Origin of the sequence: Sphingobium jiangsuense, assembly GCF_014196495.1 — a bacterium.
Classification (GTDB): domain Bacteria; phylum Pseudomonadota; class Alphaproteobacteria; order Sphingomonadales; family Sphingomonadaceae; genus Sphingobium; species Sphingobium jiangsuense.
Genome location: NZ_JACIDT010000001.1, coordinates 463566 through 475661, shown reverse-complemented (window position 1 = coordinate 475661; position 12096 = coordinate 463566). Strand labels below are relative to the sequence as shown.

Annotated in this window: 10 protein-coding genes; 9 read left to right on the top strand and 1 reads right to left on the bottom strand. The window is 68.2% G+C overall.

Annotated features, from left to right (window positions below; translation table 11 throughout):
- Positions 1 to 4 precede the first annotated feature (4 nt).
- Complete coding sequence (gene lgt, locus GGR43_RS02310) at positions 5 to 865, bottom strand: prolipoprotein diacylglyceryl transferase (protein ID WP_425502141.1); 861 nt, start codon at positions 863 to 865, stop codon at positions 5 to 7.
- Positions 866 to 1186: 321 nt separating this feature from the next.
- On the opposite strand from lgt, the gene otsB reads away from it, so the two are divergent.
- From otsB to GGR43_RS02265, 9 genes are all read left to right on the top strand, one after another.
- Positions 1187 to 1942, top strand: coding sequence for a trehalose-phosphatase (gene otsB, locus GGR43_RS02305; protein WP_188070305.1), 756 nt, complete (start codon positions 1187 to 1189; stop codon positions 1940 to 1942).
- Positions 1939 to 3735 (top strand): glycoside hydrolase family 15 protein, encoded by a 1797-nt coding sequence (locus GGR43_RS02300; protein WP_188070304.1) that lies wholly within the window; start codon positions 1939 to 1941, stop codon positions 3733 to 3735. The genes otsB and GGR43_RS02300 overlap by 4 nt, the downstream gene beginning before the upstream one ends.
- Positions 3732 to 5165 (top strand): alpha,alpha-trehalose-phosphate synthase (UDP-forming), encoded by a 1434-nt coding sequence (gene otsA / locus GGR43_RS02295; RefSeq protein WP_188070303.1) that lies wholly within the window; start codon positions 3732 to 3734, stop codon positions 5163 to 5165. Before GGR43_RS02300 ends, otsA begins: the two co-directional genes overlap by 4 nt.
- Positions 5166 to 5404: 239 nt before the next feature.
- Positions 5405 to 6859, top strand: coding sequence for a methyl-accepting chemotaxis protein (locus GGR43_RS02290; RefSeq protein ID WP_188070302.1), 1455 nt, complete (start codon positions 5405 to 5407; stop codon positions 6857 to 6859).
- 18 nt (positions 6860 to 6877) lie between these two features.
- Positions 6878 to 7159 (top strand): STAS domain-containing protein, encoded by a 282-nt coding sequence (locus GGR43_RS02285; protein ID WP_223177241.1) that lies wholly within the window; start codon positions 6878 to 6880, stop codon positions 7157 to 7159.
- A gap of 4 nt (positions 7160 to 7163) precedes the next feature.
- Positions 7164 to 9575: a chemotaxis protein CheA gene (locus tag GGR43_RS02280; protein WP_188070300.1), complete on the top strand. Its 2412-nt coding sequence runs from the start codon at positions 7164 to 7166 to the stop codon at positions 9573 to 9575.
- The gene (locus GGR43_RS02275; protein WP_188070299.1) at positions 9572 to 10444 is read left to right on the top strand and encodes a CheR family methyltransferase; all 873 of its coding nucleotides are present in this window, start codon (positions 9572 to 9574) and stop codon (positions 10442 to 10444) included. Before GGR43_RS02280 ends, GGR43_RS02275 begins: the two co-directional genes overlap by 4 nt.
- Positions 10441 to 11520 (top strand): chemotaxis-specific protein-glutamate methyltransferase CheB, encoded by a 1080-nt coding sequence (locus GGR43_RS02270; protein WP_188070298.1) that lies wholly within the window; start codon positions 10441 to 10443, stop codon positions 11518 to 11520. The genes GGR43_RS02275 and GGR43_RS02270 overlap by 4 nt, the downstream gene beginning before the upstream one ends.
- Positions 11521 to 11522: 2 nt before the next feature.
- Positions 11523 to 12077, top strand: a complete 555-nt coding sequence (locus tag GGR43_RS02265) for a chemotaxis protein CheD (protein WP_188070297.1) — start codon at positions 11523 to 11525, stop codon at positions 12075 to 12077.
- Positions 12078 to 12096 lie beyond the last annotated feature (19 nt).

Sequence of the window (12096 nt, the reverse complement as noted above, 5' to 3'; positions counted from 1 at the left end):
GCCCTCAGCCGACACTGGCGGTCCCGGCGGTCGGCTCCACCCGTACCCGGCGGCGCTTCGCCGTCAGGATCAGATAGAGGCCGCCCGCGATCATCGGCAGGGTCAGCCACTGGCCCATGTGGAGGCCGGTGCGCTGCGCGAATTCCATCAGTTGCGCGTCGGCCTCGCGGAAGAATTCGACGCCGAAGCGGGCGAGGCCGTAGCCCAGCAGAAAGAGGCCGACCAGCTTGCCCGGCTCGTAGCGGGCCTTGGTCCGCCAGAAGGCGTACCAGAGGGTCGCGCCGAGCAGCAGCCCTTCCAGCGCGGCCTCGTAGAGCTGGCTGGGGTGGCGCGGCAGCGGGCCGCCGGTTGGGAAGATCATCGCCCAGCTTACATCGGTGGTCTTGCCCCACAATTCGCCGTTGATGAAATTGGCGATCCGCCCGAAGAACAGGCCGAAGGGCGCGCAGCAGGCGACATAATCATGGACGCGCAGCCAGTTCAGCCCTTCCTTGCGGCACAGCAGCAGGATCGCCGCCGTCACCCCCAGCACGCCGCCGTGGAAGGACATGCCGCCGTTCCACAATTTCAGGATATCGAGCGGATGGGCGAGGATTTCCGGCTGGTAGAAGATCACATAGGCCAGCCGCCCGCCGATGATGATGCCCAGCGTCGCATAGAAGATCATGTCGTCGGCATGGCGGCGCGCCATCGGCGCGCCGGGCTGCGCGATCAGCTTCAGCAGATACCAGTAGCCGACCAATATGCCCGCGAGATAGGCGAGCGAATACCATTTGATCCCGAAGAAACCGAGATCGATAGCGACGGGATCCAGCCCCAGATCCTCGAAACGGATATGGTGGGCGGCGGCAGAGAATAGTTCCAACAAGGCGCGTCCTCGCAAATTTGCGCCTGCATATCGCAGCGGCGCGGCGATGGGAAGCGGGCTGCGGCGCAGCGAGTCCCGGCCGGGTGGGGGCAGTTGAAAAGCCATGCGAAAATCGCGGCCCCTTCCCCCTCCTTTCCGCCAGCCCCTTGCCTTCCGGCTCATAGCGAATAGGATCGGGGGAAGGAAACGCGGGCCAGGCGGCCGTCGTTTCCGGGCGGATGACGGGCGGGGCGCTCGCTCTCCCTTCCGGCTGATGGAACAATTGCCGGGCCGCCCTCGTATTGACCTTCCGATCCGGGGAGACGAACCATCCGAGCCGTGCAAGAGGCAGACAAGACAGCGAACCATCCCTCCGCGCCGCCGCCGGTGGACAGGGGGGTCAGCCTTTTCCTCGATCTGGACGGAACCCTTGTCGATCTGATCGACCGGCCGGATAATGTAACGACCGATACGGAATTAAGGGCGCTGCTGCTGGCCGCACGGGAACGGCTGGACGGGCGGCTCGCGATCGTCAGCGGCCGCTCGCTCGCTCAGCTCGACCGGATATTGGGCCCGGTCGCCCCTCATCTGGCGCTGGCGGGCAGTCACGGGGCCGAGTTTCGCCATCAGGAGCGCATCGACGCGCCCGACCGCCCGCGCGCGCTCGATGCCGTCGCGCGGACCATGGGCGCCTTCGCCGACCGGCATGAAGGCGTGCTGCTGGAGGTGAAGAGCTTCGGCGTCGGCCTGCATTACCGCATGGCGCAGGAGGAAGGCGAGGCCGCGCGTGCGCTGGCGCGGGCGCTGGGGCGGGAGCATGGCCTGTTCGTGCAGGAAGGCCATGACATGGTGGAGCTGCGCCCGACCGGCCACGACAAGGGCTTCGCGATCCGGCATCTGATGGCGGCCCCACCCTTCGCCGACGCGCCGCCGGTGTTCGTGGGCGACGACCTGACCGACGAGGCCGGCTTCGCGATGGCCTCGGCGCTGGGCGGCTATGGCGTGCTGGTCGGAAAGGCGCGGCCCAGCGCCGCGCGGTTTCGCCTCGCCGGGCCGCCGATGGTACGCAACTGGTTGAAGGAACTGAGCATATGACCGCAACGCTGGACCTGTGGCCCATCGGCAATTGCCAGGTGTCGGCGCTGGTGGACCGCGCCGGGCGGTTCGTCTGGGGCTGCGTGCCGCGCGTCGACGGCGACCCGGTCTTTTCCTCGCTGCTCGACGCCGCGCCGCGCGCGGGCGAGGGCGCGCACGGCTTCTGGGAGATCGACCTCGAAAATTGCGTGCGCACGCGCCAGCATTATCTGCGCAACACGCCGGTGCTGGTGACCACCCATGCCGACGCCGACGGCAACGAGCTGGAGGTGGTCGATTTCTGCCCGCGCTATACCGGCGAGGGGCGGGTCTATCGCCCGGTCGCCTTCGCCCGCATCGTCCGCCCGCTCAAGGGATCGCCGCGCATCCGTGTGCGGCTGCGCCCGTCGCGCAACTGGGGGGCGGAGCAGGCGCCCCATACGCGCGGGTCCAACCATATCCGCTATCTGGTGGACGAGATGGTGCTGCGCCTCACCACCACCGCGCCGGTCGGCTGGATCGTGGACGAGCGCCGTTTCCGGGTGGAAGGCGCGCTCTATTTCTTCCTCGGCCCGGACGAGACGTTCGCGGGCGACCCGCGCATCTCGATCGAGGCGATGCGCGACCGCACGATCAAGGAATGGCGCCACTGGGTGCGTGGCCTCGCCACGCCGGTGGAATGGCAGGACGCGGTGATCCGCGCCGCCATCGCGCTCAAGCTGTGCCAGCATGAGGAAACCGGCGCGATCGTCGCCGCGCTCACCACCTCGATCCCCGAACATGCCAATTCGGGCCGCAACTGGGACTATCGCTATTGCTGGATACGCGACGCCTATTACACGGTGCAGGCGCTCAACCGGCTGGGCGCGCTCGACGTGTTGGAAGGCTATCTCGCCTATCTGCGCAATGTGGTGGACAGCGCCAAAGGCGGCCATATCCAGCCGCTCTACGGCGTGGGCGGCGAGACGCGGCTGGAGGAACGGATCGAGCCGGGGCTGAGCGGCTATCGCGGCATGGGGCCGGTCAGGGTCGGCAACCAGGCCTATCAGCAGATCCAGCACGATGCCTATGGCCAGATCATCCTGTCCAACGCACAGGCCTTTTTCGACCAGCGCCTATACCGCATGGCGGGGGAGGAGGATTTCCGCGCGCTGGAGAATATCGGCGAGCATGCGTGGAAGGTGCACGACAAGCCCGATGCGGGGCTGTGGGAATTGCGCACGCGCAGCTCCGTCCACACCTATTCGGTCGCGATGTGCTGGGCCGCGTGCGACCGGCTGTCGCTGATCGCGCAGCGGCTCGGCCTGACCGCGCGCGTCGATTTCTGGCGCAGGCGGGCGGACAAGATCCGCAAGCTGATCGAGAAGCAGGCCTGGCGGGAAGAGGCGCAGCACCTGTCCGCGACGCTGACCGGCGACGATCTGGACGCCAGCCTGATCCAGCTGCTCGACCTGCGCTTCCTTCCGCCCGACGACGTCCGCTTCCGCAGCACCCTCAAGGCGGTGGAGGACGGGTTGCGGCGGGGCAGCCACATGCTGCGCTATGCGACCGAAGATGATTTCGGCCTGCCGGAAACCGCATTCAATGTCTGTACGTTCTGGCTGATAGAGGCCCTGCACGCGACCGGACGGCTGGAGGACGCCCGCACGCTGTTCGAGGAAATGCTCAGCCGCCGGACCGGCGCGGGGCTTCTGTCGGAGGATATTGACCCGCAAACCGGCGAATTGTGGGGCAATTACCCGCAAACCTATTCGCTGGTGGGCACGATCAATTGCGCGGTCCTGCTCAGTAAACCGTGGAGTACCGTAAGATGAATACCCCGCCGCCCAAACGCCTGATCGTCGTTTCCAACCGGGTGCAGCCACCCACCGGGGAAGGGGCGGGCAATCAGGGCGGGCTGGCGGTCGCCCTGTCCGCCGCGCTGCGCGAAAGCAGCGGCATATGGTTCGGCTGGTCGGGCGAGGAGACGGAGAATTTCAACGGCCATATCGACTTCCAGCGCAATGAGGGCGTGACCACCGCGACGATGCACCTGGAGGCGCAGGACATCGACGAATATTATAACGGCTATGCGAACCGCACGCTCTGGCCGCTGTTCCACGACCGCATCGACCTCGCCGAATTCCAGCGCGAGTTCGAGGGCGGCTATCAGCGCGCCAACACCCGTTTCGCCGAGACGCTGACGCCGCTGATCCATCAGGACGACCTGATCTGGGTGCACGACTATCATCTGATCCCGCTCGGCCGCGAGCTGCGCGCGCGGGGCATCCGCAACCGGCTGGGCTTCTTCCTGCATATCCCGTGGCCGCCGACCCGCCTGCTGCTGTCTCTGCCGCATCATCGCGAGCTGGTCGAATCGCTCTTTTCCTATGATGTCGTCGGCTTCCAGACGCAGGACTGGCTCGATTCCTTCTTCCACTATGCGCAGCACAAGCTCGGCGCGGACGTGGGCGCGGACGGCATCGTCACCCATCAGGGACGCAGCCTGAAGGCGATCGCCTGCCCGATCGGCATCGATTGCGACGCCTTCACCGAAATGGCGCATGGGCAGGAGGCGCTCGACGCCTGCCGCAAGATGGAGGAAAGCGCGAAGGGCCGCGCGATGATCCTGGGCGTCGACCGGCTCGATTATTCCAAGGGGCTTCAGGACCGGTTCCTGGGCTATCAGCGCTTCCTGTCCACCTATCCCGAAATGCAGGAAAAGGTGTTCCTCCTCCAGATCGCGCCGCCCACGCGCGAGGACGTGCGCAGCTATCAGGAAATCCGCACGCAGCTCGACGCGCTGTCGGGCCATATCAACGGCGAGTTCGCGACCGTGGACTGGGTGCCGATCCGCTATGTGAACAAGGGCTATCCGCGCACGCAGCTCGCGGGCATCTATCGCGCGGCGCGCATCGGGCTGGTGACGCCGCTGCGCGACGGTATGAACCTCGTCGCCAAGGAATATGTGGCGGCGCAGGACCCGGACAATCCCGGCGTCCTCATCCTGTCCTCCTTCGCGGGGGCGGCGCGCCAGATGCAGGAGGCGCTGCTGGTCAATCCGCACAGCGCCGAGGACGTGGCCGACGCGATCGCCCGCGCGCTCGTCATGCCGAAGGAGGAGCGGCTGGAACGCTGGCGGGCGCTGAGGGACGGGGTGCAGCGCGAGGACGTCACCTGGTGGCTGCGCCGCTTCGTCGCGGAACTGGCCCGGCCGGAAGCAGAGGGCGAGGACGACCGGGCGGAACCGGAAATCGCCGAATAGCAAAGCGCGGGATGCGCCTCCGCCTGCCTCCGCCGCATCCTGCGATGCGGTGGATTCCATGCGTTGGCGCGCCATCGCGGGTCCGCGCGGACCGGCTTTTCCCGCGATGCTTCGTCTTTCCGGTAAAGGATACGGTGCATTAACCAATTTCTCCTAGCGTCACCTCGTTGAATTGATTGAGGAAGGGTCGCGTCGCCGGATCGCACCGTGCCCGACCTGATGCCGGAGCTGTTTTTTGCATGAATGAAGCATTGGGTAATGAGGCCGGTTTGTCGCGGGAATTCGCGGTTCTGCCCTGGCTCGCGGGCGGTTGGGCCGCGCTGGGAACGGTGGGCGCGGGGCTGGCCGCCTATGGCATGCCGCTTGTGGGAATCGGATGCGCGGTCGCCGGGGTCGTCGGCGCCGGGGGCGGAGTCGCCCTTCGCGCCGCGCGAATCGGCCGTCCCTACCAGGCGCTGGGCGCCCGGTTCGAAACCATGGCCGCAGGCGATATGGACGGCGCTGTCCCGTTCCTCGACCATGAAGGCGCCGCTGGCAAGATAGCGCGCGCAGGCTCGGCCCTGTGCGGCCGGGCGCGGGCCGCGCGCGACGGCGCGCGCCAGCAGGAAGAGGTCGCGGCCGTCATCGATCGCGGACTCGCCGGGCTGTCCGAGGGCGATCTCGCCTTTCGCATAAGGGAGGCGTTCCCCGCCGCCTATGAGCATCTGCGCCGCCATTTCAACGAAGCGATGGGCAGCCTGTCGGACACGGTAGGCTCCCTCGCCCAGGCGACGCGCGGCCTTCATTCCGGCGCGAGCGAGATTCGCGCGGCGACGCAGGACCTTTCGCTGCGCACCGAGCAGCAGGCGGCCTCGCTTCAGGAAACCGCCCATTCGATGAACGAGATCACCGGCATGGTGAAGGAGAGCGCCGAAAGCGCCCGCCGCGCCGCGCAGGCGGTCGGCGATGCGCACCGGGAAGCGAGCGAGGGCGGGCTGGTCGTCGAGCGCACGGTGCAGGCGATGGGGGCGATCGAGCAATCGGCGCAGGAAATCACCCAGATCATCAACGTGATCGACGGTATCGCCTTCCAGACCAACCTGCTGGCGCTCAATGCCGGGGTCGAGGCCGCGCGCGCGGGCGATGCCGGCAAGGGTTTCGCGGTCGTCGCCAACGAGGTCCGCGCGCTCGCCCAGCGCAGCGCCGACGCGGCCAAGCATATCAACTCGCTCATCATGACCAGCGCGCAGCAGGTCGAGCAGGGCGTGAGCCTCGTCGCGGAAACCGGCGCGATGCTCAACCGCATCGTCTCGCGGGTGGGGGAAGTCACCTCGCTGGTCGCGGCGATCTCCGAATCGGCCGAAACCCAGTCGGCCGGGTTGCAGCAGGCCAATGTCGCGGTCGGCGAGATGGACAAGATGACGCAGCAGAACGCCGCGATGGTCGAGCAATCGACGGCGGCGGTGCGCAGCCTCGCCGCGCAGGCGGATGAGCTGGCGCGGCTGGTCGGGCGCTTCCGTCTCGACGGCGTGGCGGTTCCGGCGGCGGCTCCGGCCTCCGTTTCTTCCGGCGGCGGCCACGGTCGGACGCGGGCGGCGGAGGGCCGGCGCCCGTCCGCTGCACCCGTCGCGCCGGCCGCCCTTCCCGCGCCCTCGCAGCGCGGAGCGGGCAATCTCGCGATGGTCGTCGATGATGACGACTGGTCGGAATTCTAATCAACGGGGGCGGCAGCGATGACGATGATAACCTTACCTTCGATGATCGACAGGACGACCGCGGGGGCGCTCGTCTCCCACCTCGACCGGACGCTGGTGCCGGGGCAGCAGGTGACGGTCGAGGGGCGCGATGTCGAACGCATCGGGCAGGCGGGGCTGCAACTGCTGCTGAGCGCGCAGCAGACCGCGCTGGCCCGGTCGGTGACGATGACGGTGCACCCGTCCTCCGCGATGCTGGGGGCGGCGCGCATTGCCGGGCTGACCGGCGCATTCCTATGGGCGGGCCAGGAAACGGAATAACGAGATGACGAACGAGGAAATCCAGAACATCTTCTTCCTGGAGTGCGAGGAAGCGCTGAGCCAGGCGGAGGAAGGGCTGATGGCGTGCCAGTCCGGCACGGCGGATGCCGAGACGGTGAACGGCATCTTCCGGTCGGTCCATTCGATCAAGGGGGGCGCGGGCGCGTTCAGCTTCACGCTGCTACAGGCCTTTACCCACAAGTTCGAAACGGTGCTGTCCTATGTGCGCGACGGCGACCTGCCGCTGGGCGACTGGCTCAATGCGCTGATGCTGCGCGCGTTCGACGTGCTGGCCGACCATGTGACGGCCGCGCGCGGGGAAGGCGAGGCGCCTGACGATGCCGCGATCAGCGCAGAACTGGAGGAGATCGCGGCCCGCGTCGCGGCGGGCCTGCCGGTCGGCGACGCGGCCCCGCAAGGGCAGGCGGACGGTGCCGATGCCCCCGACGACGACGCCGAAGAAAAGGATGAACTGGGTCTGGATTTCGATCTGGACGGACTGATGGGCGATCTTTCGGTCGACGCCGAGGAAGCCGCGGCGATCGAAGCCGCCGCCGCCGAGGTCGAGCGCCGCATGGAGCAGGGCGACGATATCGCGGCGTTTGCGGCCGAGGCCCCGGCGCAGGCCGAGGCGCCCGCTCCCGCTGCTCCTGCCGCCGCCGCTGGCGCGGACGGGCAGGCGGCCTATGGCTGGTATGTCAGGCTGCGGTTCCTCGACGGCGCGCTCGCCAATGGCAGCGAACCGCTACTGATGCTGCGCGAGCTGGGCGAACTGGGCGGACGCTGCCTGGCGGTCGATGCCGCCACGCTGCCGACGCTCGACGCGCTGGATGCGGAAAAGGCCTATTTCGGCTGGACCTTCCACCTGCCCGCGCGGGCGACGAAGGAAGAGATAGAAGAGATTTTCGACTTCATCGGCACCGATTGCGAACTGGCGATCGAAGCCGCGATGGAACCGGTGGGCCTCGGCGGCGCGACGGTCGCGCTGGCGCCGGTCGAGCCGGTCGCCGTGGCGGCGGAAGCGAAAGCGGAAGAGGCCCCGGCGCCCGTGGCGGCCGCCCCCGTTCCGGCGCCCGTTCCCGCCCCGGCTCCAGCTCCGGTTCCGGCTCCCGTCGCCAGCGCGCCGGTCGAGGCCGCGCCGATTGCCGAGGCGGCTCCGGCTTCCGCTCCGGCCGCCGATCCCGCTCCGGCAGCGGCGGTGCCGCAGGCCGCGCCCCGCGCGGTCAATGCGGTCGGCCAGACCGTCCGCGTCGATCTCGCCAAGCTCGACCGGCTGATCGACACGGTGGGCGAACTGGTGATCGCGCAGGCGATGATGGCCCAGCGCCTCGCGGGCCACGGCCTGTCGGCGATGGACGAAATGGGCATGCTCGATCATCTGACGCGCGAGATTCAGGAAAGCGCGATGTCGATCCGCGCCCAGCCGATCGGCTCGGTCTTTTCCCGCGTGCCGCGCATCGTGCGCGAGCTGGAGGCGAGCACCGGCAAGCGCGTCGAGCTGACGATGAGCGGCGAGGGCACCGAGCTGGACAAGACGGTGGTGGAACGCCTCGGCGAGCCGCTGACCCACCTCATCCGCAACGCGGTCGACCATGGTCTCGAAACGCCGGACGTGCGCCTCGCGCGGGGCAAGCCCGCCGAGGGCAGGTTGCACCTCTCCGCCGAGCAGCGCAGCGGCCGCATCCTCATCTCCATTTCGGACGACGGCGCGGGCATCAACCGCGAGGTGGTGCTGAAGAAGGCGATCGAGCGCGGCCTCGTCGCGCCGGGCGCGCAGCTTTCCAATGAGGAGATCGACCATCTGATCTTCGCGCCGGGCTTCTCGACCGCGCAGCAGGTGTCGAACATTTCCGGGCGCGGCGTCGGCATGGACGTGGTGCGCCAGAATGTGAAGGATCTGGGCGGCCGCATCTCGATCGAATCGCGACCGGGCGAAGGCTGCACCTTCACCCTCGCGCTGCCGCTGACGCTGGCGATCGCCGACGGCATGATTGTCACCGTGGGCGACCAGACCGTGGTGATCCCGCTCACCCATGTGCTCGAAAGCCTGCGGCCCGAACAGGCCGATGTGCAGTTCGTCGGCAAGAACTTGATGGTGCTGAACAATCGCGGCCGCTTCCTGCCGATCGTCCCGCTCGACCTCGCGGTCGGCGCGGTCGAGGCGGTGAAGAGCGCGGACGAGGCGGTGCTGATCGTCGTCGATACCGAAAGCCACGGGCAGGCGGTGCTGATGGTCGACAGCATCGTCGACCAGCGCCAGTTCGTCATCAAGAGCCTGGAGGCGCATTACCAGCCGATCAGCGGCGTCGCCGGGGCGACCATCCTGGGCGACGGCAAGGTCGCGCTGATCCTGGATGTCGACGCGCTGGTCGCGGACAACTTCACGGCGGAAAGCGGGGCGCTGGCGGCAGCATGATCGCGGCAGAGGCTGACGGCTACGCCCCCTTTCCGGGGATCAGCGCGCAAATCTATTCGCGCGCCGATTTCGAGGCCGTCCGGGACATCGTCTACGAGATAGCGGGCATCGTCCTGCCGCCCGGCAAGGCGACGCTGGTCTATTCCCGCCTCGCGCCGCTGGTGCGGGAAAGCGGGCGGCAGACCTTCGCCCGCTATATCGAGCTGATCCGCGGCGACGAGGCGGCGCTGCGCAAGGCGATCAACGCGCTGACCACCAACCACACCTTCTTCTATCGCGAGGCGCATCATTTCGAGCATCTGGCGCGCCATGTGCGCCCGGTGCTGCTGGAAAAGGCGCGGGCGGGGGAGCCGGTCCGGCTGTGGTCGGCGGGCTGCTCCACCGGGGAAGAGCTCTATTCGCTGGCGATGACGCTGCTCGGGCCGGACAAGGGGCAGGCGCAGCCGTTCCTGAAGGGCAATACCGTCATCCTCGCCACCGACCTGGCCGACCATGCGGTCGCCGGGGCGAAGGCCGCGCGCTACCCGGCCGAGGCGCTGAAGGACGTGCCCGCCGATCTGGTCCGCGCCTGGTCCTCCACCCGCGACGGCGAGACGGAAATGGCGCCTGCCGTGCGCGGGATGATCCGCGTGCGGCGGCTGAACCTGCTCAACGCCTGGCCGATGAAGCGCGGCTTCGACGTGATCTTCTGCCGCAACGTGATGATCTATTTCGACCAGCCGACCAAGGACCGGCTGGTCGCCCGCTTCGCCGACCAGCTGCTGCCCGGCGGGCATCTTTATATCGGCCACAGCGAGCGGGTCGGGGGGCCTGCCCAGCAGGTGATGTCATTGGTGGGAAGCACCATCTATCGAAAGGACCAGGCGTGAAGACACGGGTACTGATCGTCGATGATTCCGCGACCATGCGGGCGCTGTTGTCGCGCATGCTGGGCAGCGAGCCGGATCTGGAGGTCATCGGCACCGCCGCCGACGCGCAGCAGGCGCGGGTGATGATCCGCGAGATGAACCCGGACGTGGTGACGCTGGATGTCGAGATGCCGGGGATGAACGGCCTCGACTTCCTCGAAAAGATCATGCGCCTGCGCCCGATGCCGGTGGTGATCGTGTCCGGCGTCACGCGCAAGGGCGCGGAAACGACGATCCGCGCGCTGGAGCTGGGCGCGGTCGATTGCTACGCCAAGCCCGACGGGTCGATCATGAACCTGCTCGATCATGACGGCGGCGCGCTGGCCAATATGGTCCGCTCCGCCGCGCGGGCGAGCCAGTGGCGCGGGTCGGGCGGGCGGGCGGCGGCGCCGTCCCCGGCCGCGGCGGCGGTGTCGCGCGAGGCGATCGCCCTCTCCGCCGGGATTTCCGCCGGGCGCACCGGCGTCCCGGCGCAGCTGATCGCGATCGGCGCCTCCACCGGCGGGGTCGAGGCGCTGCACCATATCCTGCCGTCTTTTCCGCAGAACTGCCCGCCGACGGTCATCGTCCAGCATATCAGCGCGGCCTTCGCCCCGGCGATGGCCGACCGGCTGGACAAGCAATGCGCGGTCACGGTGCGGCTGATCGAATCGGGCATGCCGCTGCTGCCCGGCCATGTCTATGTCGCGCCGGGCAACGACCGGCACGCGGTCGTCGGCACCGCAGGCCGCCTCACCGCGACGATGAAGCCGGGCGACCCGGTTTCGGGTCATCGCCCCAGCATCGACACGCTGTTCGAATCGGTCGCCCGCTCGCTCGGCCCGGCGGCGGTCGGCATATTGCTGACCGGCATGGGGCAGGACGGCGCGCGCGGGCTGCTCGCGATGCGGCAGGCAGGCGCGCATACCATCGCGCAGGATCAGGCGACCAGCACCGTCTACGGCATGCCGCGCGCGGCGGCCGACATGGGCGCGGCCGAAAAGATATTGCCGCTGCCCCGCATCGCCGAGCGCGCGCTGGCCGTGGCGGGGCTGTAACCATGTTCGTGACGACCGATGTGCAGGGCGGAAGGCGGGTGCGCCGCGTCACCGTCATGCAGGGACAGGTCTATGTCGGCACCGGTGAGCCGGAAATGCTGACCACCGTGCTGGGCAGCTGCATCGCCTGCTGCCTTTATGATCCGGTCGCGCAGGTCGGGGGGATGAACCATTTCCTGCTGGCCGAGCCCAGCCCCGGCAGCGGCACGATAGCCGACAGAAATTACGGCGTTTATCTGATGGAACTGCTTATTAACCAGATGATGACACGTGGCGGCGTAAAGTCGCGGATGAAGGCGCATGTCTACGGGGGCGCGAACATGCATTCGGGCATGGCGCGGATCGGCGACGCCAATGCGCTGTTCGCGCGCGGTTTCCTCAGGGATGAGGGGATTGCGCTGGTGCGGGAGGATACCGGGGGCGAATCGGCCCGGCGGATCGAGTTCGACCCCGTGCTGGGCAGGACGCGGTGCCGGGTGATCGAGGCGGCTGCCGCTCCGGCGGCGAAACCCGTCGTCCGGCCCAGGCAGGTCGGCGGTGAAGTGGAATTGTTTTGAGGTGAGGGAAAGCGGAAAA